This is a genomic window from Streptomyces albipurpureus (assembly GCF_023701525.1).
In the GTDB taxonomy this organism is placed as follows: Bacteria; Actinomycetota; Actinomycetes; order Streptomycetales; family Streptomycetaceae; genus Streptomyces; species Streptomyces albipurpureus.
The window spans coordinates 179,238-205,597 of sequence record NZ_JAMQAW010000010.1 but is presented as its reverse complement, the minus strand read 5'-3'; the positions used below and the strand labels follow the sequence as shown (position 1 = coordinate 205,597).

At 68.5% G+C, this 26,360-nt stretch carries 25 protein-coding genes; 19 read left to right on the top strand and 6 right to left on the bottom strand.

Annotated features, from left to right (window positions below; genetic code table 11):
• The first annotated feature begins 122 nt into the window (after positions 1–122).
• Positions 123–323 carry a hypothetical protein gene (locus NBG84_RS12950; RefSeq protein WP_250919532.1) on the top strand — a complete coding sequence of 67 codons (201 nt, stop codon included), beginning with the start codon at positions 123–125 and terminating at the stop codon, positions 321–323.
• On the opposite strand, the gene NBG84_RS12945 is transcribed toward NBG84_RS12950, so the two are convergent.
• Both NBG84_RS12945 and NBG84_RS12940 read right to left on the bottom strand, forming a co-directional pair.
• Entirely contained in the window at positions 324–1,940 is a 1,617-nt protein-coding gene (locus NBG84_RS12945; protein ID WP_250919531.1) for an N-acyl-D-amino-acid deacylase family protein, read from the bottom strand.
• A 19-nt stretch (positions 1,941–1,959) separates the two neighbouring features.
• Entirely contained in the window at positions 1,960–3,234 is a 1,275-nt protein-coding gene (locus tag NBG84_RS12940) for an alanine racemase (RefSeq protein WP_250919530.1), read from the bottom strand.
• 132 nt (positions 3,235–3,366) lie between these two features.
• Here NBG84_RS12940 and NBG84_RS41080 point away from each other — a divergent pair, with 132 nt between their 5' ends.
• From NBG84_RS41080 to NBG84_RS12925, 3 genes are read left to right on the top strand one after another with little or no spacing between them, the layout of a single operon-like run.
• A complete protein-coding gene (locus tag NBG84_RS41080) occupies positions 3,367–4,794 on the top strand; it encodes a sugar kinase (protein WP_250919529.1) in 1,428 nt (475 codons plus the stop codon).
• The gene (locus tag NBG84_RS12930; RefSeq protein ID WP_250919528.1) at positions 4,791–5,543 is read left to right on the top strand and encodes an IclR family transcriptional regulator; all 753 of its coding nucleotides are present in this window, start codon (positions 4,791–4,793) and stop codon (positions 5,541–5,543) included. The genes NBG84_RS41080 and NBG84_RS12930 overlap by 4 nt, the downstream gene beginning before the upstream one ends.
• Positions 5,544–5,582: 39 nt before the next feature.
• A complete protein-coding gene (locus tag NBG84_RS12925; protein WP_250919527.1) occupies positions 5,583–5,993 on the top strand; it encodes a RidA family protein in 411 nt (136 codons plus the stop codon).
• Between the two features lie 151 nt (positions 5,994–6,144).
• Here NBG84_RS12925 and NBG84_RS12920 read toward each other — a convergent pair whose 3' ends face one another.
• The 3 genes from NBG84_RS12920 to NBG84_RS12910 all read right to left on the bottom strand — a co-directional run bounded on the left by NBG84_RS12920 (position 6,145) and on the right by NBG84_RS12910 (position 11,767).
• On the bottom strand, positions 6,145–8,097 hold the full coding sequence (locus NBG84_RS12920; protein WP_250919526.1) for a serine/threonine-protein kinase: 1,953 nt from the start codon (positions 8,095–8,097) through the stop codon (positions 6,145–6,147).
• A 141-nt stretch (positions 8,098–8,238) separates the two neighbouring features.
• On the bottom strand, positions 8,239–9,594 hold the full coding sequence (locus NBG84_RS12915) for a M14 family metallopeptidase (protein ID WP_250919525.1): 1,356 nt from the start codon (positions 9,592–9,594) through the stop codon (positions 8,239–8,241).
• A gap of 475 nt (positions 9,595–10,069) precedes the next feature.
• Positions 10,070–11,767 carry a chitinase gene (locus NBG84_RS12910; protein ID WP_250919524.1) on the bottom strand — a complete coding sequence of 566 codons (1,698 nt, stop codon included), beginning with the start codon at positions 11,765–11,767 and terminating at the stop codon, positions 10,070–10,072.
• Between the two features lie 376 nt (positions 11,768–12,143).
• On the opposite strand from NBG84_RS12910, the gene NBG84_RS12905 reads away from it, so the two are divergent.
• The 8 genes from NBG84_RS12905 (at position 12,144) to NBG84_RS12870 (ending at position 19,579) form a co-directional block, all read left to right on the top strand.
• Positions 12,144–13,022: a hypothetical protein gene (locus NBG84_RS12905; RefSeq protein ID WP_250919523.1), complete on the top strand. Its 879-nt coding sequence runs from the start codon at positions 12,144–12,146 to the stop codon at positions 13,020–13,022.
• Positions 13,023–13,365: 343 nt separating this feature from the next.
• Entirely contained in the window at positions 13,366–14,079 is a 714-nt protein-coding gene (gene cpaB / locus NBG84_RS12900; RefSeq protein ID WP_250919522.1) for a Flp pilus assembly protein CpaB, read from the top strand.
• Between the two features lie 7 nt (positions 14,080–14,086).
• Positions 14,087–15,337, top strand: a complete 1,251-nt coding sequence (locus NBG84_RS12895) for a CpaE/TadZ family protein (protein ID WP_250919521.1) — start codon at positions 14,087–14,089, stop codon at positions 15,335–15,337.
• Entirely contained in the window at positions 15,334–15,789 is a 456-nt protein-coding gene (locus NBG84_RS12890) for a TadE/TadG family type IV pilus assembly protein (protein ID WP_250919520.1), read from the top strand. The genes NBG84_RS12895 and NBG84_RS12890 overlap by 4 nt, the downstream gene beginning before the upstream one ends.
• Entirely contained in the window at positions 15,786–16,142 is a 357-nt protein-coding gene (locus tag NBG84_RS12885) for a TadE/TadG family type IV pilus assembly protein (protein WP_250919519.1), read from the top strand. The genes NBG84_RS12890 and NBG84_RS12885 overlap by 4 nt, the downstream gene beginning before the upstream one ends.
• A gap of 73 nt (positions 16,143–16,215) precedes the next feature.
• Positions 16,216–17,556: a TadA family conjugal transfer-associated ATPase gene (locus tag NBG84_RS12880; protein WP_250919518.1), complete on the top strand. Its 1,341-nt coding sequence runs from the start codon at positions 16,216–16,218 to the stop codon at positions 17,554–17,556.
• 180 nt (positions 17,557–17,736) lie between these two features.
• Positions 17,737–18,678: a type II secretion system F family protein gene (locus NBG84_RS12875; protein WP_250919517.1), complete on the top strand. Its 942-nt coding sequence runs from the start codon at positions 17,737–17,739 to the stop codon at positions 18,676–18,678.
• Positions 18,679–18,691: 13 nt separating this feature from the next.
• Entirely contained in the window at positions 18,692–19,579 is an 888-nt protein-coding gene (locus tag NBG84_RS12870; RefSeq protein ID WP_250919516.1) for a DUF5936 domain-containing protein, read from the top strand.
• A gap of 241 nt (positions 19,580–19,820) precedes the next feature.
• Here NBG84_RS12870 and NBG84_RS40590 read toward each other — a convergent pair whose 3' ends face one another.
• Positions 19,821–19,952, bottom strand: a complete 132-nt coding sequence (locus NBG84_RS40590) for a hypothetical protein (RefSeq protein ID WP_285366655.1) — start codon at positions 19,950–19,952, stop codon at positions 19,821–19,823.
• A gap of 58 nt (positions 19,953–20,010) precedes the next feature.
• Between NBG84_RS40590 and NBG84_RS12865 the strand changes: the two genes are divergently transcribed.
• The 7 genes from NBG84_RS12865 (at position 20,011) to NBG84_RS12835 (ending at position 26,209) form a co-directional block, all read left to right on the top strand.
• A complete protein-coding gene (locus NBG84_RS12865; RefSeq protein WP_250919515.1) occupies positions 20,011–21,381 on the top strand; it encodes a sensor histidine kinase in 1,371 nt (456 codons plus the stop codon).
• A gap of 64 nt (positions 21,382–21,445) precedes the next feature.
• Positions 21,446–22,327, top strand: coding sequence for a response regulator transcription factor (locus tag NBG84_RS12860; RefSeq protein WP_308312050.1), 882 nt, complete (start codon positions 21,446–21,448; stop codon positions 22,325–22,327).
• Between the two features lie 219 nt (positions 22,328–22,546).
• Complete coding sequence (locus NBG84_RS12855; RefSeq protein WP_250919513.1) at positions 22,547–22,798, top strand: hypothetical protein; 252 nt, start codon at positions 22,547–22,549, stop codon at positions 22,796–22,798.
• Between the two features lie 8 nt (positions 22,799–22,806).
• Positions 22,807–23,472, top strand: coding sequence for a pilus assembly protein TadG-related protein (locus NBG84_RS12850; protein ID WP_308312065.1), 666 nt, complete (start codon positions 22,807–22,809; stop codon positions 23,470–23,472).
• A 29-nt stretch (positions 23,473–23,501) separates the two neighbouring features.
• A complete protein-coding gene (locus NBG84_RS12845; protein WP_250919511.1) occupies positions 23,502–24,101 on the top strand; it encodes a hypothetical protein in 600 nt (199 codons plus the stop codon).
• Between the two features lie 20 nt (positions 24,102–24,121).
• Positions 24,122–24,757, top strand: a complete 636-nt coding sequence (locus tag NBG84_RS12840; RefSeq protein ID WP_250919510.1) for an OmpA family protein — start codon at positions 24,122–24,124, stop codon at positions 24,755–24,757.
• 123 nt (positions 24,758–24,880) lie between these two features.
• Positions 24,881–26,209 (top strand): hypothetical protein, encoded by a 1,329-nt coding sequence (locus NBG84_RS12835; RefSeq protein ID WP_250919509.1) that lies wholly within the window; start codon positions 24,881–24,883, stop codon positions 26,207–26,209.
• Positions 26,210–26,360 lie beyond the last annotated feature (151 nt).

Sequence of the window (26,360 nt, the reverse complement as noted above, 5' to 3'; positions counted from 1 at the left end):
CCGCGCGCCGGGCGCACCACCGCCGAGTGCGGTACGGGATCACGGGCCAGCCGCACCCGGGCGTGCGCCTCAAGGTGCGGGCGGAGTCGTGACCCCCGACCCGTCGGGGCGTTGAAGAGCGTATGACCCGTTATCTCCAGGCCGCCACCGTGGCCGCCGTCGTCTGTGTGCTCGCCATCCCCGCGCTCACCACCGCACACGCCGCCCCCAGCGCCACCCCGCAGTCCACCGGGGAGGTCGATCGGAACCTCCTCAAGCCGCCGCCCGGCGGGGTGCTCGCCCCGGTGAAGGACGTCGCTTCGAAGCTGCTCCCCAAGGGCTGACTACATCTGGTTGCGGCCAAGGGTGCGGCGGACCGAGCGGCCCGCCAGTACGTCCGTACGCACCCCGTCCCTGATCACCCACCGGCCGTCGATCAGCACATGGGGAATCCCGAAGGGCAGGGCGCGCGGGGCGTCGAAGGTCGAGCCGGCCGCGACCGTCTCGGGGTCGAACATGACCAGGTCGGCTCGGTAGCCCTCGCGCACAAGCCCGCGGTCCGGCAGCCGTAGCCGGGCTGCGGGACGGGAGGTGAGATGGGCGACGGTCTCCTCCAGCGAGAGAACGCCCAACTCGCGTGCGTACCGGCCGAGGTAGTGCGGGAAGGTGCCAAAGGCGCGCGGGTGGGGCTTGCTGCCCTGGAGGATGCCGTCGCTGCCCCCGGTGTGCACCCGGTGGCGCATGATCGCCCGGACGTTCTCCTCATGGCCGACGTGCTGGAGGATGGTGGAGCCCAGCCGGTCCTCGATCAGCAGCCGTCGAGCCGTCGTCCAGGGCGACTCTCCCCGCGACCGGGCGCTCTCCTCGATGGTCGAACCGATATGGGCATCGAGCTCGGGGTCGACGACACCGGAGATCTCGATCGTCTCCCACTCCATCGGCACCCCGTGGCAGCCGTCGGAGCCGATCACCTCCAGATGGTGGCGGATGCGTTCGGCCACCGCTTCGTCCCGCAACCGTGCCAGGGTCGCCTCGGGGCCGCCCTCGCTCGCCCAACTGGGCAGCACCGCGACCAGTGTGGTGGAGCCGGGGGTGTAGGGATAGGTGTCGAGGGAGATGTCCGCGCCACGGTCGATGGCCCGGTCGAGCAGGGCGAGGAGATCGGCCGCCCTGCCCTTGTTCACCCCGAAGTTCATGGTGGCGTGGGCGAGGTGCAGGGCGCAGCCGGCTTCCCGGGTGACCTGGACCATGTCCTCGTACGCCTGGAGGGCACCGGCCCCGTACGAGCGGTGGTGGGGGCAGTAGTAGCCGTCGTAGGGGGCGAGGACCCGGCACAGCTCGGTGAGTTCGGCGTCGGGGGCGTACATCCCGGGTGTGTAGGTCAGTCCGGACGACATGCCCACCGCGCCTTGCTCAAGCCCCTCGGCGACGAGTTGCTTCATCCGGGTGAGCTCGGTCGCGGTCGCGGGCCGGTCGTCCCAGCCCACCGCGTACATCCGTACCGTGCCCTGGGGGATCAGATAGGCCGCGTTGACGGCGATGCCCTGGTCGAGGCGGTCCAGGTACTCGCCGACCGTGCGCCAGTCGAACGCCACCGAATCGTCGCCGGGGCCGCCGCCGTTCCAGCCGTTGATCGCCTGGCGTACGCCCTCCAGGGTGCGGTCGTCGACGGGGGCGTAGGACAGCCCGTCCTGACCCAGCACCTCCAGGGTGACGCCCTGGGCCGCCTTCGCCTCGTGGGCGGGGTCGCGCAGGAGCGCGAGGTCGCTGTGGGCGTGCATGTCGATGAAGCCGGGGGACAGGGCGAGTCCGCTGGCATCGAGGGTTCGGGTGCCGGAGAGCGCGGGGTCGCCCTCCCGGCGGATCGCGGCGATCCGGCCGTTTCGTATCCCGACGTCGGCGCGGTAGGAGGGGCCGCCCGTGCCGTCGATGACACATGTGTCACGGATGACGAGATCCATGGTTCCGCCGCTCCCGGGCCTAGAAGAATGTACGGATGTAGTCGCTGACGGTGCCATCGGCCTCGACCAGGGGGATCAGCTGCCACTTGTCGAAGGCGGTGCAGGGATGGGACAGACCCATACCGATCCAGTCCCCGACCTCCAGTCGGGCCTCCTCAGTCGTACGTACCCAGCCGTGCTGGTCGGACAGCCCGCTGATGGTGATGCCATCGGCCGGCCGGATCGCGCCGGTACGGCTGTCACGGACCACCTGGGCCTCCGGAAGGTCCAGGTCGTAGGCGGCGTCCCGCTTGCCCGCGTTGATGAACGCCTGCTCGGCGGTGGGGCGGGAGACGACCTGTGCCCACAGCCGGAAGGCCGGCTGGAGCGCGCCCTCGTCGGGGACCCGGTTGAAGGGTGTGAGGTGGCGGTAGTGGCCGTCGTCATGGGAGACGTACGCACCCGAGCGCAGCAGCTTGAGCACCGGCCGGGACAGCTCCGGGATCTGCGCGAACACATCGGCGACCGCGTCGAACCAGGCGCTGCCGCCCGCGCTGATCACGATCTCCCCGGTGCCGGCGAACCGTCCGGCCCGGTCGAAGTCGACGGCGAGCGCGATCATCCGGCGCAGCCAGGCGCGGACGTTGTCGGGGTCGGCGTCGGGCACCTCGCCCTCGTAGCCGGCGACCCCGACGAGCCGCAGGGTGGAAGCGGCGGCGACGGCGTCGGCGACCGCCGCGCATTCGGCCTCGGTACGCGCTCCGGTCCGGGCGCCCTCACCCGCGCCGAGTTCGATCACGACCTGCAGGGGACGGGCCGCGCCTGCCTTGGTCAGGGCCTCGTGCATCAGCTCGACCCCGCGCACGGAATCGACGTAGCAGATGAAGGTGAAGTCGGGATCGGCCAGCTCGTCGGCGAGCCAGCACAGGGCGGCGCTGTCGACGACCTCATTGGCGAGGAAGATCCGCTGGACGCCGTGGGCGCGGGCGACCCGGGCCTGGTGGGGCACGGCCACGGTGATGCCCCAGGCGCCGTGCTCCAACTGGCGGGCGAAGAGCTGCGGCGCCATCGACGTCTTGCCGTGCGGGGCGAAGGAGAGCCCATGGCGCTCGGAGAAGGTCTGGAGAAGGCCGAGGTTGTGCTCGACGGATTCGGCGGAGAGCGCGAGTACGGGGGTGGTGAAGCCACCGGTGAAGAGGTTGAGGCGCTCGGCCGCCAATTCGCCGACCGTCAGGCCCACGGCGTCCGGCGGGAGCGCCTTGAACCGGTGGTCGACGCGCTCGTGCCGGAGCAGGGCGAGCTGGTCGGCGGGCATAGAGCCTCCTCATTGAGACGGCCGTTGCACTACTTGCAACAGTCATTGCGCATATTGCTCGATGTTGTCTAACATCCGGCCCAGTGTCGGGTCAATGGACTCGACCACCCCCACCCCGCGAGGAGCCCCAGGGTGACCAGCCCGACCGGAACGGCAACTGTGGCCACGACTGACGTCATCTGCCTCGGTGAGTCCATGGTCACCTTTCTGCCATCACGGCCCGGACGCCTCGCCGACGTCCCCTCCTTCGCCCGTGCCATCGGGGGCGCCGAGTCCAATGTGGCCTGCGCGCTGGCGGCGATCGGACACCGGGTGCGATGGGTCAGCAGGGTCGGCGTGGACGGCTTTGGCGACCATCTGATCGAGGCGATCGCCGCCTACGGGGTGGACACCTCCGCGGTGAGCCGCGATCCTCGTCGGCCCACCGGCATCTACTTCCGCACCGCGACCGACCGCTCCGCCGCCACCCATGAAGTCGTCTACTACCGGGCCGGCTCGGCGGCCTCCGCGATGTCGCCCAAGACCGTGCCGTACGCGGATGTCACCAGCGCCCGGGTACTGCACCTGTCCGGGATCACCGCCGCGCTCTCCGCCGACTGCCTGGCGCTGATGCACGAACTCACCGCGCCCCGCGCCGGCCGCCCCCTGGTCTCCTTCGACATCAACCACCGCCCCGGGCTCTGGCGCGACGCCTCCGGTGCGCGGGTGCTCCTTGAGTTGGCCCGTGGAGCCGATCTTGTCTTCGTCGGAGAGGACGAGGCCGAAGCCGCCTGGGGCCTGCGGGGGGCCGAGGCCATCCGGGAGGCGCTGCCGGAGCCCGCGATGCTGGTGGTCAAACAGGGGGGTAGGGGCGCGATCGTCTTCGCCGCGGAAGGCGACGGTGATGACCGGGTTCCCGCCCGGACCACCACCGCCGACCAGGCGCCGGAAGACCAGACCTCGCCGGGCACCCTGGCCGTCGGCGCCGGATCGGACCGGCCCCGCGGCACCACCGACGCCCCCGCGGCCGACGCCACTGCCACGGCGTCCGGCAACACCGCGCTGGGCGGTATGACGAGCCGCACCGACCAGGCCGCCGAGCCCCGCCCAGCCGCCCCGGCCTCCCCCGACGGCGGCACCCCACCGGCCCCCCGCCCGGACACCGGCCGAGACGGCACGGCGGCCGAGACGGTCCTGCTGGCCCCGAGCAGCACCCGGCACTCCCGTGCGTTCGGTGCGGGTCATGCCTCCAGCAGGCCCTTGGGCAGCATCGGCGGACGGTCGGACACCGTCACCTTCGTGCCCGCCCCCAAGGTGGAGATCATCGCCGCGGTCGGCGCCGGGGACGCCTTCGCCGCCGGCTTCCTCTCCGGCACCCTGCGCGGGCTGCCGATCAAGGAGCGCATCCGCCACGGCCATCTGCTGGCCGCCGCGGCACTCACCGTCCCCGGAGACGTCGGGCAACCGCCGGCCACCGCCCACGCGGACCGTCTCGCGGCACTCGACGACGCCGGCTGGGAGAGACTTCGTCTCGGCCCCGGCTGGACCTCAGCCGTCCATGAGGAGGTACGCACACCATGAGTCAGACCGTCGACCGCGCGCTGAGCATCCTGCCGCTGCTCGCTCAGGGACCCGCCGACCTCGGACAGGTCGCCGAACGCCTCGGCGTACACAAATCCACCGCGCTACGACTGCTGCGTACCCTCCACGACCACGGGCTCGTCTACCGCCAGCAGGACCAGCGCTACCGCCTGGGCGCACGGCTCTTCGCCCTGGCCCAGGAAGCGGTGGAGAATCTCGACGTACGCGAGATTGCCCACCCCCATCTCATCACTCTCAATGAGCAGATCGGGCACACCGTCCATCTCGCCGTCTACGAGGAGAGTGAAGTTCTCTACATCGACAAGGTGGAGAGCCGCTATCCCGTGCGGATGTACTCACGCATTGGAAAGCCCGTGGCGATCACCGTCGCGGCGGTCGCCAAACTCCTCCTCGCCGATCTGCCCGAGTCCGAGCGGCGGGTCATCGCCGAGAAGCTCGACTACCCCATGTACACATCCCGTTCGACACCCAACGCCGCGGCGTTCCTCAAGGAACTCGCCGCCGTACGCGAACAGGGATGGGCCACCGACCTCGGCGGCCACGAGGAATCCATCAACTGCATCGGCGCGCCCATCCGCGGTGCGGCCGGTCGGGTGGTCGCCGCGATGTCGGTCTCCGCGCCGAACGTGGTCGTCACCGCCGAGGAACTCCTCAGCCTGCTCCCGCTGGTGCGTCGCACCGCCGATGTCATCAGCCGGGAGTACTCCGGCTCAGTCACCCCTCACTGAGCTCAACCACCCCACCCCGAACGCCTCGAAGGAAGCTCCATGACCGAGAAGATCGCGCTCGTCCCCGCCACCCACACCGCCCCGCCCGCCAAGTTCTCCCACGGTGTGAGGAAGGGCAACATCCTTCAGGTCGCCGGGCAGGTCGGGTTCCTGCCCGCCGTCGAGGGCCAGGCACCCACCCCGGCCGGGCCCACCCTGCGCGAGCAGACCCTCCAGACCTTCGCCAATGTGAAGGCGATCCTGGAGGAGGGTGGCGCGAGCTGGGACGACGTGATGATGATGCGCGTCTACCTCACCGACGTCGACCACTTCGCCGAGATGAACCAGATCTACAACGAGTACTTCGAGGAGCAGGGCCTCAAGGCCCCCGCCTCCGCCCGCACCACCGTCTATGTCGGCCTGCCGGCCGGGCTGCTGATCGAGATCGACGCCCTCGCAGTGCTGAGCTGAACCGACCGCCGCCGGTTTCGGCTCCGCTCATCTGATCTGTGGTGACTGCTTGTCGCGGGGTGGGGCGTGCCACCGGATTCGCCCGGATCCGGTGGCACGCCCCACCCCGCGGTCCTCTCCCCCGCCCAGACCTTGGGCAGCGGCGATTGATTCAGAGGAGCCGCAGACAGAGCAGGGTCCGCATGCGCGCTGTGTCGACGAGTTCGGCTGACTGCCGGTCGGGGCCCGTGGGGCAGTCAGCCGCCGGAAGCCCGTCGTACCTCTCCGTGCGGGTCGCGGTGACCCGCCATCTGGCCGTGGCCGAGTCGCAGGGGACCACTCCAGCGGACGCGGTGGCGCTGCCCAGGCAGTCGCCGACAGCGGTGTGCCCTGCCGCGCTGATCATCCCGATGCGAGGGACGGCAGTGCCCTTGTCGCTGTCCCGCTGTCCGCCGCCACCCCCTCTGTCGTGGGAACTCGCGGGAGAGGCCACAAAACCGATGATGACCAGCAGGAGGACGATCCCGCAGCCGATGAGCCAGCGGGTCCTGGCGTCGCTTTGGCCCCGACGGGCGACGGGCTGGGCGGGGTAGATCCGTATCGGCTCCGCGGGAGGTGCCGGGTAGCGGTGGATCACATGCCGCACGAGGGGCTGGCGCTGACGGACCATCTGATCGAGCCGCGACGGGTGGTCCGCCCCCGGAACGCGATCGGCCGCGTCCTGACGCTCTGGACGGTCTGTACGGCCTTGATGGTTTGGACCGCCCTGGCTGGTCCCCTGGCTGGTCCCCTGACCGGGGTCCGCGGTGACCGGCCCGCTCTCACCGGCCGGATCGGGGCCGGCCGTGGTGCGCGCCTCGGCCGGCTGCGGCAGCACTCCGGTGGGCGCGGTGCTGCCCGGTGCTTCCTGCTGGATCGCTGGCCCGGCGGCGGGGAGCGCAGGGGCGACCGGAGGAACAACAGGAGTGAGGGGGACGGCAGGATCGGGGGAGACGACCGGAGCCTTGGCATGGCGTGGCGAAGCGGGGCGCCCAGCGGGGCCCGTAGGGGCTGGTGACGCGGCTCTGGCCCGGGTCGGGGGCGATGGGGACGGCAGGGTCCTGGGCCGGCGGAGCTGAGCCGACCGCTGGGCAGCCCTCGACACTGCCAGCAGTTCCTGGAGCTGAGCCGGTGCGGGCGGCGCTGCCGGCGATGCCGTCCGCACCGCGGCGGCGAGGGCGGCGCCGTGTTCCTCGTACTCCGCCAGCAGCCGCGCCCATTTCGCGGGCAACCAGTGCTGCCCCGCCTGGGAGGCCGCCGGCGCCGCCAACTCGGTGGCGAACTCCACCAGCAGTTCGGCGGCCCCCGGTCGATCCCTCGGGTCCAGGGCCAGACAGCGGTGTACGACATCCTTCAGATCGGCCGGCAGCCCCGTGGTGTCGGTGTCCCCGCAGCGGATCTTGGCCAGCAGTTGGAAGGCGTCATCTCCCTCCGGATAGAGCGGCCTGCCAACGGCGAGATGGAAGAGGGTCGCACCGAAGGAGTAGATGTCGGAGGCCGCGGTGGAGAGCATTCCGTCCGCCTGCTCGGGCGCGACGAAATGGAACGTCCCGAAGGTTCCGGGGGTCCTGGTGAGATCAGTGGCGTGGGATATGCCGAAGTCGATGACCCGTGCCCCGGACATGGGCAGCAGGATGTTCTGCGGTTTCACATCCCGGTGGATGATGTCCGCCTGATGGAGGGTGAACAGCGCCGCGGCCGTACCGGCGGCGATCCAGCGGACCGCCACTGACGGCAGCACCCCGCCCGTACGCACCAGTTCGGCGAGCGAGGGCGCGGGGATGTAGTCGATGGCCATCCAGGGCCGCTCGGCCTCGGGATCGGCGCCCCTGACCTTTGCCGTATGGCGGCTGTCGATACGGCGGGCGAGGATGATCTCGCGGGCGAACCGCCGGCGGTCGGTATCGCTGATGGAACCCTCGGTCAGCAGGCACTTCACCGCCAGCAGCCGGGTGTCCGTGGTTGAGCGGGCCAGATAGACCCGGCCCATCCCGCCGGCTCCCAACCTACCGAGCAGCCAGTACGGTCCCAGCCGTTGGGGATCATCCCCGCTGAGCGGCTTCAGCAATGCCCTCGAATCGGTCATCCTCTCCCCCTGCCGTGATGCCGGTGTGCAGCGTACCCACCAACAGGTCCGCTGGCAGCAGCGGTTGTGCGGCGGCGGCTGTGCGGCGGCGGTTGCACAACGGCGGTTGCTCAACGGCGGGGGGAGAGGCGGGCGCAGGGATCAGGCCGTGCAGTACTGCTGCTCCTTTCCGATGGACCGGTACATGCAGTCCGAGTTCTCCAGCAGTTGGAGCACCGCGTCCCGGTTGCGGCTGGTCTCTCGCTCGATCACTTCATCGGGCGGGTAGAAACCACCGCCGGCGGAGGTACGGGGATACAGCTCAAAGGTGTAGCCGAAGATCCGCTGATTGCCCCAGAGCCAGTCATCGATCGAACCGTCGGTGACATAGAGGTCGCTGGCCTGCTCGGGTGTGTAGCCATTGCTCGCGGCCATCTTCCCGCCGACCGCGGCGAACGCGTTCCGGTCGTCCTGGGTCATCCCCGGCGCGGTGTCGGCGGTGGTGTAGCCGAAGGGCCAGAGCACCAGCTCGCTGTAGGTGTGGAAGTCGATGCCGGTACGGATCTGCTGCTTGCCGCCGACGACCCTGCCGCGGACGAAGTCAGCGACGACCTTGACCTCGGGTGCTGACTCGGCGGCGCGCCCGCGATAGGTCTCGGAGCTGGTCGAACCGGATGATCCGCCGCAGCAGCCCCACCGGTAGTTCCAGTTTCGGTTGAGGTCCGTGCCGACATAGGACGAACCGGTGTTGGGCTGCCGGTTCTTGCGCCAGCTGCGGTAGGTGCCGGAGGCGATGTCGTACTCGCCGCCGTCCGGATTGAGATCGGGGATGATCCAGATCTCACGGTTGTTGACCGCGTTGGTGATGCGTGAGTCGGTGCCGTAGTCCTCGCCGAACTCGCGCAGCAGATAGAGCGCCATCTCCACGGTGAGGTGCTCACGAGCGTGCTGGTGGTGGGTGAACAGCACCTCGGGCTCGTTCTCGTCGACCGCGACATTGTCGCTGATCTTGATGGCGATGATCTCGCGGCCCTGGTGGCTGCGGCCGATGACCCGCTTGCTCATGATGCTGGGAGAGGCGGCGATCCGCTGATTGATCTGCGCGGTCATCTCGGCGTAGTTGTGGTAGCGCGAGTCCGCCGACGGGAAGTCAAAGGCCCCGACCGCGGCCCCACTCGCTCTCGCCGGCGGCGCGGCCAATGCCGTGAGCCGGTAGCCGAGCGTACGCAGTCGCTTGGCCTGAGCGGTGTTGGCGCTGACGACCGCGGAGCGGGCGTCGACCTCGTCGATGGAGACGCCGGTGGCGGCGATGGCGTTACGGGCGGCGACGGTGCTCACACCAGCGATCTCGTACTGCCGGATCTGTTCCTCCGCGGCAGCGGCCGGTGCGGTGTCGAGGGGGCGCGGGTCGGACTGGGCGGAGCCCGCGGTGAGGGGCACTGCCAGTGCCAGTGCCAGCAGTACGGCGATGGTGGTGGTCTTCCGGCCACTGCCACGGCCGCGTACGCGAAGTCGCATGGTCCCTCCTGGGTTGTGGAGTGCGAGGCCTGACGAGCACGACCGGGTGCTCGGCCAGGTGCGACATAGAGGTGCGGATAGGTGGGGCACATCGTGCTGGCATGGCATGGACCGGTCAAGAGCTAGGTTCCAGCCGGGGAGGAGGAGGGTGCCCGGAGAGCGGACGCGGGCGCTCGACGGCGTACCGGCGTCATGGACGGCGCGCCCGAGGCGCGCCCGCATGCGACCGCAGCGCGCCGAGCGGAACTCCTCGGCTATCGGCTACGGTCCGCCCCCGAAATGCGCCGAGCGGGCATCCTCGGCTCGCGGACGCGGTGCGCCCGAAGCGGGCCGCTCGCGGGCAGGGGCCGGAGCGCCCCGAGACGGCTGGGGAAACGGACAGCAGCGCCACCGAAGAACGGTGACGCTGCTGGTTACGTCGTACGACCTGGGCGTGGGGTTGGACGGTGCGTACGACAGGTTATGCCGCTACCCGCTACGGCAGTCCGTGAACATGCGGTCCGACCACGCTCGACCAGGCGTTCCCGGCGGTGGCGTCCCAGTTGGTGGACCAGGTCATCGCACCGCGCAGGGCCGGATAGGTCCTGGCCGGCTTGAAGGTTCCGCAGTTGGTGCCGCGTGCCAGGCAGTCCAGCGCGTTCTTCACGATGGTCGGGCTGACGTAGCCGCTGCCCGCTCCCCGGGTGGACGCCGGGGTGCCGAGGCCGACCTGGGAGGCGTCGAGGCCGCCTTCCAGCATGATGCAGGCCAGACCGGTGAGGAAGTCCACCGAGCCCTGCGAGTACACCTTGCCGTCACAGCCGAGCATCGCGCCGCTGTTGTAGTACTGGGTGTTGACGACCGTGAGGATGTCCTTCACGTTGAGCGCCAACTTGAAGTACTCGGACGACGTGGACTGCATGTCCAGCGTCTGCGGGGCCATGGTCAGCACCATGCCCGGGCCCGCCTTGGCGGAGAGCTGCCGCAGCGCCTTCGTCAGGTAGGTGGAGTTGATGCCGTGCTCCAGGTCGATGTCGACCCCGTTGAAGCCGTACTCCTGCATCAGCGCGTAGGTGCTGTTGGCGAACGCGGTCGCCGAGGCGTCGCTGTTGACGGTGACATTGCCGATCTCGCCGCCGACGGAGATGATGACCGACTTGCCCGCTGCCTTCTTCGCGGCGATGTCCGCCTTGAAGTCGGCGGGGGAGGCGTAGCCGACGGCCGGGCTCAGGTTGAAGACGATCTCACCCGGGGTCGTGGTGGCATCGGCGAACGCCACGGCGATGATGTCGTACTCCGACTGCACATCGCGCAGCTTCTGCACGGTCGCGCCGTTGTTGAAGTTCTGCCAGTAGCCCGTCACCGCGTGCTTGGGCACGTTCGGGTTGGGCTCCACCGAACCCTTGGAGGTGCGCCCCGGGACGTTGGCGGTGCGGCCGGACTCGCCCGCGCCGTTGGTCGCCGTCACCTGGAACTGGTAGAGCGTGTCCTGGGTGAGGCCGGTCACGTTCGCCGAGGTGCCGGTCGAGGACTGGACCTTGGTGCCGTCGCGGTAGACGTTGTAGCCGGTCGCACCGGCGGACGCGGTCCAGTTCAGGGCCACGGACGAGGGGGTCACGGCGCCGACCGCGAGAGCGGTGGGTGTGGGGGGGATCACCGGCTCTTCGGGGCCGCCGCCACCGGCGTCCGGACCGAATACGTTCACATCGTCGACCTGGTACGCGGGAGTGCCGTACCAGCCGTGGGTGTAGACGGTGACGGACGTGGTGTTGGCACCCGTGCGGAAGGTCGTGTTCAGCTGGGTCCAGCCGGTGGAACCGGGCGACCAGGTGGAGACATCGGTGGTGCCGGTGCCGCTGGCGCCGAGGTAGGTGAGGCCGCCCTGCACCCATGCGCTGAGCGCATAGGTCGAGTTGGGCTTGACCGTGACGGCCTGGGTGCACTTGGCGTTGTCGTGACCGGCCGGAGTGGCCTTGAGCGACGAAGCGCCCGTGCGAACGGGCGTAGACACGTTCGTGCCGGAGGCGCCGGAGCACGTCCAGTTGGAGAGGCCTGACTCAAAGCCGGCGTTCTTGGCGACATTGACGTCGGCCGCCTGTGCAGTTCCTGTGGTGCCCACGATGGCAACACCGGCGCCGACGGCAAGCGCCAGCACACCGCCGAGCCATCTCTTTTTGCGCGTGTTGGGGTCCACTTACTGCCTCCAGTGGGGGAGTTGGGGGGATGGAGGAAGAAATGAGATACGAACGGTGGCCACCGTTGGTCGTAAAGCTGGTCCAGACCAATAGGCTTGTCAAGCCCTCTGACGCTGATTCGTCCTACGGCGTGGTCATCTGTTTTCGGCCACAGCGGAGCGTAGACCCCCTGACGGGTCCGTAGGGGCCGCATGGTGGATCGTCAGCTTTTCACCCCCTTTGGTGTGTGCGGAGCGTGCACAAGCTGAGGCTCTGGGTTCACGAAGGTGTTCTCTGCCACCAAAGTCGCGGATAAAGTGCTGATGCAGGAGCAGCGAGCAGTACGTATCTGCGGTCACGGGACCCCCGGCGGCCGGGGCTGAACGGGGAACCAGCGTGCCGACCGCAATAGCTGTCACCAGCGCAGACCTGGTGCTACCGCCGATGGACCAGCACACCCCGACGGCGGCCCTGCTCGCCGCGCCGGACGCCCAGCCGCTCGATCTCGCGCTCGCGGACATGACCGTCCTGCTGGAGCAGCACGGTTATGTCATCGCCCTCTACCCGTCCTCGATCTCCCTCGCTCACGAACGACGGCTGCACACCGTGCGGTCCGTGCTGGAGACCAACCGCGTCGCGCTGCTGAAACTGGATCTCCCGCCGCTGGCCATCGCCGTACTGGTGCGTCAGTTGCGCCAGTTGTCGATCTGTGACTTCGGGGCCGGGGTTGTCGCCTCCGCCGCGCGGCTGTTGTCCCACTATGTCTATGCGGGTGCGCTGCTGAACTCCGTGACCAAACTGGACCGGGTCCCCGTGAGTCTGAAGTCCCATGCCAAGTCCTGGGTTCCGGGCTCGCAGTTCGGGGTACTTGCCAATCCGCGTCCCGAATTGATCAGGATTGGGACGGGGCAGTTGTCCGGGCCTGACTTCGCCACCCGGCTGGTCGTCGCCAAGGGGCAGTTGCAGTCGGACTGGGTCAGCGAAACACTGATTCCGCAATGGCGCACGCAGAGTCTGGAGGAGATTGAACTCCCAGCCGACTCACCCGGCTGGTGGGGTACCGCAAAGCTGATGGAATTCGCCGCTTTCCTGCCGGACATCTCCATCCTCTATCAGCTGGTCTCGTCCGTAAGGAGAGAGGTGTGCACGTGGTGCGGAATTGACATCATCGGTGACCGATGCGGCTTCTGCTCGGCGCCGCTCGCCGCGACCGAGAACCAGACTCGGGATTCCCGGTTACTGAACCGTGGAACAGTCGCGCACCGCGGATCGTGAACCGGCCCGCGGGGGGCAGCGCCGCTCGCGAGCAGATCGGGTTCACCTCGGCGGGGGAGTGCGTACTGTCTGCGCCTCCTGGCCAGGGGAAGGGCCCCCGCCGCCCAAGCGGGACGGGCCGGTCGTGGAACGCCCACCGGCTCCGGGCTGCCCGCCAGCCGAGCGAGGTGTGCCGGCCGTGGTGCGCGCGGCCGTCCGGGGCAGCGCCGATACGCGGTCGACAGCTAGCCGTCGTGCGCCCGTTCACCGCGGGGCCCTGCGCCGGGGCGTCCGCTTCCCGAATCCGTCCTCTCACTCTGTCCGCTCCGTCAGCCCATGATCTGCGAACGAGGTCGTCCAGCCAATGAATTCACGCCAACGCCGTGGCGTTCTCCTTCTGCTCCTCTCGGTGCTGTGCGCCCTCGCCGCGTTCGCCGGCGTGATCTCCGTGATAAACAACGTGAATTCCAAAGTCGGTCCCGAGGTCACGGCCTACAAGCTGAAATCCGATGTGACCCCCTATACGGCTCTGCGGCCCGCCCAGTTCACCAAGGTGCGGATACCCAAGCGTTGGTTGCCGAGCAGTGCTGTGACGGAACTGTCCGTGGTGCGGGGGAAGATCGCCGTTACGCAACTCCGCAAGGGCTCCCTGCTCCAAGAGGACATGATCGTCAAGCGGCCCGAGCTCGAAGCGGGTGAGCAGGAGATCGCCATCATGATCGATGCCGCCACCGGTGTCGCCGGCAAGATCACCCCCGGTGATCTGGTCAATATCTTCGCGACCTTCGCCGGCAAAGAGAAGGGCGACCCGGACCAGTCCCGGATCATCGTCCCCAACGCCGAGGTCATCGATGTGGGCCGACTCACCCCGCTGGAACGCAAGGAGGGCGACCGTCGGAGCACCACCCGAGAGGCGGTCCCGATCACCTTCGCCCTCAACACCACGGACGCCCAACGCGTCGCGTACGCGGAGTCCTTCGCCGAGAACGTTCGACTGGCCCTGCTGGCCAAGGGCAGCCCGGCCACATTGCGCCCCGGGGACAGCTCGTACACCCTCGACGAAGACAAGAACAGGTGAGGGCTGTATGACCATACGCATCCTCCCGGCCGTCGGTGACCTCGACGCGGCCCGGTCCATCACCACCCTGCTCAGCCAGCTGCCGGAGACCGAACCCGCGAACCCGGTAGCCGACTCGACCTCACTCCTCGACCTGCTCGCCCGGCTCGCCGCCGAGTCACTCGACGAACTGCCCGAGGTCGTCCTGGTCCATGAGCGGATCGGACCCGTGCCGGCACTGGAGCTGATTCGGGAGGTTGCGCTGCGCTTTCCCGCCGTGGGCGTCATCCTGGTCACCGTCGACGCCAACCCCGCCCTCTACTCGTCCGCCATGGACTCCGGGGCCCGTGGACTCATCGGGCTCCCCCTCTCCTACGAGGAACTGGCCCAGCGGGTTCAGGCCGCCGCCGGCTGGTCCACCGGGGTGCGGCGACATCTCGGACACAGCGGGGACGTCTTCACCGGCCCCGGCGGCACGGTCGTCACCGTGAGCGGCGCCAAGGGCGGGGTGGGCGCCACCGTCACCGCGGTGCAGCTCGCACTGGCCGCCCAGGCGTCCGGCCGCTCGGTGGCCCTGGCCGACCTCGACCTCCAGGCCGGAGACATCGCCTCCTATCTGGATGTGCAGTTCCGGCGCTCCATCGTCGACCTCGCCGGTATCCAGGACATCTCGCCACGAGTGCTGCAAGACGCGCTGTTCGCCCATCACACGGGGCTGGGGCTGCTGCTCGCGCCGATGGACGGTGAGCGCGGCGAGGAGGTGGACGACCGGGCCATACGGCAGATCGTCAGCGCGCTGCGGCACCGCTACGAGGTCGTGATCATCGACTGCGGTACGCAGATGAACAGCGCGAACGCCGCCGCCATCGAGATGGCCGACACCACCGTGCTGGTGACGACCCCCGATGTGATCGCGGTCCGAGCGGCCAAACGCATGATCAGGCTCTGGGACCGGCTCCAGATCCGCAAGGCGGAGGAGACGGTCGCCGTGGTCAACCGGTACAACCGCTCAACCGAGATCCAACCGCCCCTGATCGAGCGCATCACCGGCACCCGGATCGCCCGGACCACGGTTCCGGCGGGGTTCAAGGAGCTACAGCCGGTCGTCGACGCGGGCCGGATGCAGGACCTGGAGGCCAAGTCGGCCGTGAAGCAGGCGCTCTGGCAACTCGCCGGGGAGCTCTCGCTGGTGTCCGCGCCGGAAGGGGAGCAGCAGCGCCAGGGGAAGTTCCGTGGGGACCGCGGCTCGATCGGGCTCCGTAGGACGCGATCACGATGACGGGCCGGCGGGAAGGTACGAGGACGGATCGGCGGCAGCCCCGGCGGCCGGCCCTGGTGCGCCGCCCGGGGAGGACCCGCGCAGGGCTTCGGCGACTGCGCGACGACCGGGGCCAGGCCGCCGTGGAGTTCACCGGCACCATTCCCCTGATCCTGGTGACCTTCGCCCTGCTCTGGCAGGCGGCCCTCACCGGCTACACCTTCGCCCTCGCGGGAAACGCCGCGGACGAGGCCGTACGGGCCGGGACCGTGGGCGGCGACGGAGCCTGCCGGGCAGCGGGGGACGCGCATCTCCCCTCGGCCTGGCGGGGGCCCACCTTCAAGTGCGGCGGCGACGGGGACCTCTACCGGGCCTCGGTACGGCTGCCCGTGCCACTGCTCTTCCCCGGAGTCAGCTTTGACGTCACCGTCGACGGCGATGCCGCCGCGCCTTGGGAGGAGGCACCGCCATGAGCAGCCCCAGCAGGCGTACGGACCGAGGACAGGCGGCGATCGAGTACGCGGGGATGATCAGCCTGCTGCTCTTTGTGGCGCTTGCGGCCATTCAGCTCGGCGTCGTCGCCTACACCGCCCAGCAGGCGGGCACCGCGGCCCGCGCGGGCGCCCGAGCGGCCTCGATGCCCGAAGGCGACATTTCGGCGGCGCAAGCCGCGAACGCGGCCGTGAGTGACTGGCTCACTCCGAAAGTCGAGCCCGGGACGTGCGCCGAGGAGGTCACCGTCACGGTCAGGATCGAGATACCGCGGGTCCTGCCCGTGTTCGACTTCGACCCCGCGTGGAGGTCCGTCACCATGCCCTGCGACTGAGGGGAGCACCCCACCGGGCACACCACGCACCACGTACCACAGCACAGCATGGGGGAGTTGGGGAGATGACGACATGAGTCTACGGGCGCGCATCAACAGTCCCGAGCCGGTCAACGGCCATGGCGAGGAGAACCGACTCGTCGGTGTCTACCGCGCCAAACTCCTGGAGGAGATCGACCTCGCCGAGATGTCCTCGCTCGCCGCCGCCGACCGGCGGGTCCGGCTGGAGCGGGTGCTCGGCCACATCATCAGCCGCGAAGGGCCGGTCCTCTCCACCGTCGAGCGCTCCCAGCTCATCCGCCGGGTCGTCGACGAGGCCCTTGGCCTCGGCATCCTGGAGCCTCTCCTGGAGGACGCCTCCATCAGCGAGATCATGGTCAACGGCCCCGAGCAGGTCTATGTCGAGCGCAGTGGCCGACTGGAGATGCTGCCCCTGCGCTTCTCCTCCAACGAACAGCTGATGCAGACCATCGAGCGGATCGTCTCCACCGTCAACCGCCGGGTCGATGAGGCCAATCCCATGGTCGACGCCCGCCTCCCCTCCGGGGAGCGTGTCAACGTCATCATCCCGCCCCTCTCCCTCAGCGGCCCCATCCTCACCATCCGCCGCTTCCCCCGGGCCTTCACCCTTCAAGAGATGATCGCCATCGGCTCGCTCGACGAGCAGATGACCCTGCTGCTCGCCGGGCTCGTACGGGCCAAGTTCAATGTGATCGTCTCCGGCGCCACCGGCACCGGGAAGACCACCCTGCTGAACTCCCTCTCGGGACTGATCCCCGAGGGCGAGCGCATCGTCACCATCGAGGACTCGGCCGAACTCCAACTCCAACAGCCCCATGTGATCACCCTGGAGAGCCGGCCCCCCAATGTGGAGGGCAAGGGACGGGTCACCATTCGCGATCTCGTCCGAAACTCCCTGCGTATGCGCCCCGACCGCATCATCGTCGGTGAGGTCCGTGGCGGTGAGACCCTCGACATGCTCCAGGCCATGTCCACCGGCCACGACGGCTCCCTCGCCACCGTCCACGCCAACAGCGCCGAGGACGCGCTGATGCGGCTGCAGACCCTGGCGTCCATGGCCGAGGTGGAGATCCCGTTCGCGGCGATCAAGGACCAGATCAACAGCGCGGTGGATGTGATCGTCCAGCTCACCCGGCACGCCGACGGGTCCCGTCGGGTCACCGAGATCGCCGTGGTCGACTCGCACGGACGCGAGGAGTACCGGATCGTCTCCGTCTGCCGCTTCCTCACCCAGCCCATGACCGCCGACGGGCGGGTCCACGGCCGGTTCGGCTACTACCCGGTGCCTCGCCGGGTCGCCGACCGGCTCTATATGAAGAATGAATCCCTTCCCGCGGTCTTCGGCGTGGCCGACAGCGAGGAGCAGCTCGCGGTGAGGAGAACCGCCATATGACCGGTACCTGACCCCGCCGGCCCCCGACCTCCCGCGGGTTCGTCCCGGGGGATCACCCTTGATCGGTCCCCCGTTCCAGCCGCTCTTCTGCGCTGGCCGCCCAAACCCGCACCGCGAGCAGCTATCGCGAGCAGCTATCCATAGCCCTCCCCCGAGCCCACCGAAAAGGCCTCACCCGACATGGACAACCTCCCGCTTCTGACGACCGGAGTGATGCTGCTCGCCGGTGTGCTCGGAGTCATCGGCGTGCACGCCTACTCCTCGGGCCGGGCGCAGCAGCAGGCACTGGTCGACCGGCTGGCACAGCACGGCGCCTCCCTCGCCCACCACGGCCGGCGACGGCGCTTCGGCGGCATCGACCGGCGACTGCGCGCCACCCGCATAGGAAAGAGCGTCGAACGGAAGATCGCCGCAACGGGTCTGGACCTCACCGTGGGCGAGTACATCGTCTATGTGATCGCCGCCCTGCTGGCTGTCTACTTCTCCGTCGGCGCGATCCTCGCCCCGTTCTTCGGGCTGATCGCGGCCGTCGCCAGTCTCTGGGGAGCCAACGCCTTCCTCAACTGGCAGCGCACCAAACGCACCGAGGCGTTCATCGGCCAACTCCCCGAGTTCACCCGGGTACTCGCCAACGCCACCCAGGCGGGCCTCGCCCTGCGCACCGCGCTCGCCATGGCCGCCGAGGAGCTCGACGACCCGGCCGGCTCCGAGTTGAGCATCGTCGCAGATCAGCTGGCCGTCGGACAGAGCCTGGACGACGCGCTCGGTGAGCTCGCCGACCGGCTGCCGTCCCGCGAACTGATGGTCCTGGTCACCACCTTGATCCTCGCCAACCGCGCGGGCGGGCAGGTCGTCACCTCGCTCCGGAATCTGACCGAGTCCCTGGAGGAGCGCAAGGAGACCCGCAGAGAGGTCACCACCATGCTCTCCCAGATCAAGGTCACCGCCATCGCCGTTCCCCTCCTGGGACTCGGCTTTCTCCTGATGATCAACACCATGACCCCGGGTGCGCTGGACAAGATGACCGGCTCGGTCACCGGCCAGGCCGCCACGCTGGTGGCCGTCGGTCTCTATGTACTGGGTGCGTTTCTGATCCGCCGCGTCTCGCGGATCCAGGTCTGAGGGGGCCACACACATGGGACTGCTTCTCGCTCTGCTCCTGGCCATATCCGTGTACGGGGTGTTCCACGGCGTACGGATGTACCGCGCGGACGCCAAACTCCCCGGCGACCTCCAACTCGCCCTGGAGGTCGGTTCCACCCGGACCACCGCCGTCGGCTCGGTCATCGACCGCCTCGGCATCAGATACGCCCCCGCGGTGCTCCGCGCCATGGGCCCCGCCCGGGTCGATGCCGTACGCCGTCGTCTCGACATGGCCGGCAACCCGGGAGGCATGACCGTCGACCGGTACGCGGCCCGCCGCGCCGTCTACGGATTCCTCGGCGTGCTGGCAGCGCTCTCCATGCTGGCGCGCGGTCAGTTCGTCCTGGCGATCCTCCTCTTCGTCTTCGGGCTCTTCTGGACCGATGTGATCATCAAGGCGGCGATTCGCCGTCGCCGCGCCGACATCGAGCGGACCCTGCCGGACTTCCTCGATGTCCTCGCCGTCGTCGTCTCAGCCGGCCTGGGCTTCCGGCAGGCCCTGGAGCGGGTCGCGGAGAAGTACCAGGGCCCCTGGGCCGATGAACTCCGGATCACCCTGCGGCAGATGGACATGGGCGTCAGCCGTCGCGACGCCTTCGAGCAACTCCGCCGACGCAACGACTCCGACCAGGTGTCGATGTTCGTCACCGCGCTCCAGCAGGGCGAGGAACTCGGTGCGCCGATCGTCGACACCTTGATCCAGATCGCCACGGACATGCGCCGCACTGACTCCCAGAACGCCCGCCGGGACGCCGCACGCGCCGTCCCCAAATCCACTCTCGTCGTCACGCTGATCATGCTGCCGGCGACCATGATCCTGATTGTGATGAGCTTCTACTACGGATCCGGGGTGGACCTCGCGGAGGTCCTGGGCGGTTGATTCACACCGGCCCACCCGGCGCGCTCCAGCGCAGACAGGAGGTGACACGCCAGATGTTCTCGGAACGAAGGGCCCTCGTCCGCAACGCGATCGCTCAGCGCATGCACCCGCGCGGGGGCGACACGGACCCGAGTGCCGCCCGCGAACCGCGTGCCGTCAGCAGCGGTCAGCCCGACTTGGCTCACCCCGGCAGTCATGAGGCCGCCAGCCCCGAACTCGGCCCGGCCCAGCCAGGACCGGCTCAGCCCGGCACATCGCGGTCCGGCGCATCGCGGCCCGGCATATCGCGGCCCGGCATATCGCGGGGCAGGCCGTTCGGCGGCGCTCCGAACCCCAGCGCTCCGACGAAGACGGCGAAGGCGGTAAAAGGCACCAGAAGGCTCCCCAGCCTCTCGACGGGCCGGGGGCTGACCCACCAGGCCCTGGCACGGATGACGCGTGCGGGCAGGACCCTGACCCGCAGGGCCTTCTTAGGCGACTCCAACACCCCCACCCCTTCCCTCCCGCTCCAGGTCAACGCCCTCCAGGCGCTGTGCCGCCAGGTCTTCGGCTTCCGTCTCGCCATGATCGCGCTGGCTGCTCCCTTCGCCCTCGCCGGCACCGCATCGGGCCCCGCGAACTGGCTGGTCGGAGCCGCGGTGCTGGTGACCTTTATGACCTCGTACGCCCTGCTACGGGACTGGGAGCGCTTCGGGCCCGTACTGCTGCGGCACCCCTGGCTGCTCGGCGCCGACATGGTCTGCGGCGCACTGCTGCTGATCACCGCATCCCCGGACTCCCCGCTCGCGTATGTCATCATCTGCACCCCCCTGCTCGCCGGGTTGATCTCCGGCTGGAGAGGGGCCACCGCGTTCGCCGTACTCCAGTCGCTGATCGTCGCGGGCGCCTACGCTCTGAACGACGGCTCCGACGCCCGCTTCACCGCTCTGTTTCTGCCCGGGCTCTGCGCCCTGGCGGGTGTCCTCGGCAGCACACTGCGCAATCTGATGCTCGGCTTCGGCGCGGCGAGCGCGGCCCTGACCGAGGCCCGCGCCCGACTCGCCGCCAGCGGGGCGGTCGAGGAAGAACGTGCCCGGCTCGCCCGGGAGATGCACGACTCCGTGGCCAAGACCCTGCACGGCCTGGCCCTGGCCGCGGACGGGTTGGCCCACTCAGCCGACCGATCGGACCCGATCACGATCCGCGGCCAGGCGGAACTGGTGGCCCGCTCGGCCCGTAGAGCGGCGGCCGAATCCCGCGAACTCCTCGCTGATCTGCGACGTTCGGCTGGTCTGGACAGCTCGGATGTCAGCGGCGCAGCTGGTGAAGGCAGCGGCGTGGACGTGCTTGCCGAGCTAGGAGCCCGAACGGTGGACTTCGCTCGCCGAAGTGGGGTACGAGCGACCTTTCACACCCTCGGCGCAGGGGCGGCTCCCGCGCTGCCGCCCACCACGGCCCGTCAGGTGTTGACGATTGCGTCGGAGGCAATGGAGAACGCACATCGCCACGGAGGCCCGGGGCGACTGGAGGTTTCGGGAGGCGTCATCGGCGGCACCCTGCGCATCAGTGTGTATGACGACGGCCCAGGGCTGCCACCAGGGACTTCACTCGAAGGGCTCCGTAAGTCCGGACACTTTGGGCTGGTTGGCATGGTCGAACGAGCAGCCGCTATCGGCGCACGCATTCGGATCGGTAGGGGCCAGCAAGCAAAGGGCACCGAGGTACGGCTGGAACTCCCGCTGCCCGGTGCTCCATTGCCCCCGCCCTTACTCGCTCCTTCGACGACTCATCGCCGAGAGGAGGCCCATGGCCATGTCGGATGACCACAACCACGGCTGGAGAGAACGGCCCGCCTCCGCCCAGCCACCCCCGGGCGCTCTACGGATCGTGATCGTCGATGACAATCCGGTCGTGCGGGCGGGTCTGACGACCCTGTTGCAGGGGAGTGCGGGGCTTGAGGTGGTGGCGGAGGCTGGTGATGGTCGACAGGCCTATGAAGCGGTGGTCCGCCACCGCCCGGATGTCGTTCTCCTGGACGTTCGCATGCCGGGGGTGGACGGCATCTCCGCACTGCCGCACTTGGTGCCACTGGTCCCGGTGCTGATGATGACCTACAGCGACGAGAGCGCGATCGTGCATGAGGCGCTGCGGTTGGGCGCCGGCGGATATCTTGTCCATGGCGAATTCGATGTCGAACAGCTGATCTCGGCCGTTCATGACATCGGGCAAGGTCGGGCGGCCTTCTCCCCCTCCGTCTCGGAGGCACTGCTGGCTGGTCTGCGTGGCGAATCACCATCTGGTCGGACCGAAGGCACCCTGCCGGAGGCCTTGGGCCCGCTGCCTCGCTCCGCCGATCTTTCCGTTCCTTCGCATATGGAATCTGGATCTAGTGATTCCAGATATCGCCGTAGGAGCCAGATCCTCGCAGTACAGGCGAGGTTGAGGTCACGTCGATATGACCCAGTCGTCGGAAATCTTTCGCAACAGTCTTCGCTCACGCAAGCGTCTGTGGGACATTCGTCTTCGGTGCTTGATGTGGCGGGCCGACCGCAAGGCGTGTTGACCGGGCTGAGTCGTCGGGAGATGGAGGTGATGGAGTTGATCGCATCCGGGTTGTCGAATCAGCAGATCGCCGAGTCCTGCTTCATCAGCATGAAGACAGTGAAGAATCACATCAACCGCATCTTCGCCAAGTTGAATGCCAACGGCAGAGGTGAGGCGATCGCGGTATGGCGCGGTGTGGTCCGGAGGGAGGCCGGTCCCGAATGAGTGAGGACACGGATACCACCGGCACGTTTGGTGGAAGAGATCAAATCTGCCATTGGGCCCGTAGTTGGGCCCTCGGACCCATTCACGGCAGCGTTGTCGCGGCGTACATTTCTCATTCTGCCAACTGTGTCGATACGCAGGGTCACGACACAGCGGGCGGTGCCATGAAGTCGTATGAGCCGGCCGGTGATCGGGCCGTCGGCGTCGAAGGGGAGCACGATGCAGAACGCGACGCTGAAGGCCTTGGTCAAGGCCCGTTTGTTCATCGCCCACCGCACGGCGTCAGTTGCGGAGGCGACGAGGAAGCGCCGCGACGAAGGCCAGGACTCCGTCGAGTACGTCGGGGTCATCGTGCTGGTGGCGGCGATCATCGCCGCGCTGGTGGGTTCCGGAGTGGCCGGCGATATCGCGAATGGCTTGAAGACCCAGGTCTCGCAGATTCTGGGTGGTGGCGGCGGGGGCGGCGAGTAGCCGGTTCGATCCCCCTCCGCGGCCAGGACACCGGGCAAGCCGCGCCTCTCTATGTGGCGATGGTGGTGGGCCTGATTGCCCTGGCGCTGGCGTTCTTCGCGGTGGGCCAGGCGGGGGCCAGCCGTAACGACACCCAATCCGGGGCGGATGCCGCTGCGCTAGCGGCTGCGCAGGAGGCCCGCGAACTGTTCCGGGACGAGTTGGTGAATGGCATCGCCGACCCGGACTTCCTTAGGAAGATCTTCGACGGCGAGCTCTTCGGCTCAACGGCTGGTGGCTGCGCGGCAGCAGCGAGTTTCGCTCAGAAGAACGGCACCGCGCTGGACGGCTGCGACCCACTCGGCGGTGACCGCTGGGGCTACACCGTGTATGTCATAGCCCAGGAACCCCTCGGTGACAACATTCTGCCCGGCACCGAAGGCTGGAGCGCGAAGGCCACCGCCACCGCTGTTGTGCTGCCCCGATGCACCTTTGAGGCTCCCGACGAGGAGCCCCCGCCGGAGGGTAGCGAGGGCGAGGAAGTCGAGCCCAACCCGAGCACTTCGCCCCCGGACGAACCGATTCTGACGGGCACGCTCGACTGCGACGGTGAAGACTTCGAGCTTGACCCCGAAAGTCTGGACTCCCTTCCCGACATGTCCGAACTCTTCACCGTCCGGCTGGCCGAGGACTGACCGCGACCGAACGCAAAGGAACAGCACTGATGAGCATTCGGCATGGAGCGAGAACCCGCAGAGCAGCTGCGGCTGCCCTGGTGGCGGCACTGTCGCTCTCTCTGACGGCCTGCGGCGGTGACGGCGACGGTGCGGACGAGAAGAACACCGGTACCCAGTCGTCCGGTTCAGGCGCCCCGGAGCAGCCGGAGCAGCCAGCGCAGAGCGATGGGGGCGATGGCCAGGAGTCGGGTCAGCCGCTGGCGACGATCGACGGCAGCAATGGATTCCAGTTCACCCTCACCAGTGCTGTGCGCGACCAGGGCGGCTTCCTCACAGTCTCCGGAGTCATCAAGAACACCACGGGTAAGGGGATCACCACCCCGGTGCAGTGGAACGGTGCGGAGAACGAAGTCACCCGGACCGGCCCTTCGCTCGGCGGCATGACCCTGGTCGACAAGAAGGCCAAGAAGCGCTACTACGTACTGCGCGACACCGATGGATATCCCCTAACCACGACCGGGCTCAGCATGTTCACTGCCGGCCAGAGCGTCGATTTCTTCGCACAGTTCCCGTCCCCTCCGGGAGAGACGAAATCTGTCGAGATCCAGATCCCCCTGATGCCCACCGCCACGATTGAGCTCTCCTGATGAGTGAGGAGACCGCCCCGATGCGTAGAACCTCCCGCCCCCCGCTGGCGGTGTCCCTCGTGGTCGTTCTGATGCTCACCGGGTTTCAGCTCAGCGCGGCTTCGGACGCTTCGGCCAAGGACGATCCCAGTGTCCCCCCGGGGACCGAGCCGACCGCCGCGGCGCCGAAGGTCGATGGGAACAACCCAGGCCTGCGGATGCGCGAAGGCGCCACGCTCGCTGGGGCGCGTGTTCTGGACATCGTCTCGATCGTGGAGAGCGAGGGGGGCGAGGAGCGTCGGGAAGAGAGGCCTTCGTCGCTGAAGTTCGCACTTCAGGCCGAAGTGCTCTTCGGGAAGGACAGCGCCAAGCTCAGCCCGCAGGCGAACAGCAGGATTTCCGTGATCGTCGCGGAGATCCGCAAGCACCAGGCCAAACGCCTTCGGGTCTTTGGATTCACCGATGACCTCGGTACGCGTGAACACGGGCAGGTGCTTTCCAAGAAACGGGCCGACGCCGTGCACGGGGTGCTGAGCCAGCAACTCAATGACGGCGGCATCACCTATGAGGTACGTGGTTACAGCGAGGACTACCCGATCGCGGACAATGACAGCGAAGAGGGGCGTCGAAAGAACCGCCGGGTTGAAGTCTCCTTCCCCACTGGCGGGGCCGGTTGAGTATGCGACAACCCGTCAGTCGTATGTGACATCAGCTATACGTGACATGCGCGACCCGCAGTACGCTGCGGGCCGGCTGTCGATGGAGTGAGCTGATCGACTGATGGTCTGAGGAGCAGGAAAATGGGACGGGGCGGCACGACGGCGGGCGTGAGGGCTCTTGGGGCGCGGATCGCCTGTGGGCTGGTGCTTGCCTTCGTTCAGCCGGCACTCCCCGCCGCGGCCATGACCCCGGACTGGCTCAACTCGTATGAGACGGCCGCCGACGCCCAGCAGGTGAAGGGCGCCACATCGGCCGGTGCCGAAGGGCCGCGGCTCACCCCCGGGACCTACATCGACACCATCTCGGCAGGTGAGCGGAAGTTCTACCGCGTGGGACTCGACGACAAGTCCAACGCCTATGTTTCGGCCGTACTCGCCCCACCGCCCGGGGGCAGAGTCGGGGCCACCGACGGCATTCGGGTCTCCCTGCGTTCGCCGCAGGGGGCCCAGTGCAGCGTCACCAACGACATCACCTTCGGCGGTGCGACCCCGCTGCCCGTCGCCGACTACTCCACCCGCCGGATAGGCAAGGGTCGTGAGTGCCAGAGCGCGGGCGACTATGTCTACTCGGTCGAATGGATCGGCTCCTCGGGAAGCTCGAACGCCAACCGTTGGCCCGTGGAACTGAAGTTCATGACCGAGCCCGGGCTGAAGGCGGGTGCCGTCATGCCGTCCGAGCCCACGACCGAACGTTCACGGCTGCCCGAGCAGGTCAAGGGGCCGACGCAGGGCGCGAGTGGTGGGTCGGGCTTCAACGACGCGACCCCGGTCGGGCACGGCGTCTGGCACGACCGGCTGAACCCAGGCGAGAGCCGGTTCTATCGAGTGCCCCTGGACTGGGGACAGCAGCTCTTTCTCGACGGGGAATTCGGTGATTCCGCCGTCACCGGGGCATCCGCAGCAGCGGGCCTGCGGATGACGGTTTTCAACACCGCTCGTGGCTTTGTCGAGGATGCCGAAGGCGACTATCGGGGCAACCCCACCACCCTTTCCCTGAGTACCGCCCCGACTGCCTTCGCCAATCGCGTATCCGACCTGGATGACCGAAGCGCGATGCGGTTCTCCGGCTGGTACTACATCCGCATATCGCTCGATCAACGGCTGACCGAACCGCTGCCGGTGACCCTGCGCGTGGGGATCGCGGGCGAACCGCAGGACGGGCCCGAGTACGACGGCGATGCCATGGCCGCCGGATTCGGCATATCCAAGGTCGAACGTGCCGCCGCCCAGCAGAACGCACTCCTCGATGATGACGACGATCGCGCGGAAATGCTGACGATCGTGGGGGTCGTGGGTCTGGTGCTCGGGACGATGCTGGTGCTGTGGTTGGTCATCTGGGGAGTCCTGAGTCGACGCAGCCGGCGCAGACGCACCGCCTCAAGGACCCCCTGGAAACCACGCACCCACTGAGGGCGCGGGCGACAGGGTGAGTCCGTACGCACTCTCCCCGGCGGCACCGAAGGCGCTGGCCACCGTCGTCCTGTTCGCCTCGCGCCCGAGATAGGCATGGCGAGATAGGCAGGGCGAGCACCAGGCCTCTCCCTCCCAACACGGGCGCCTG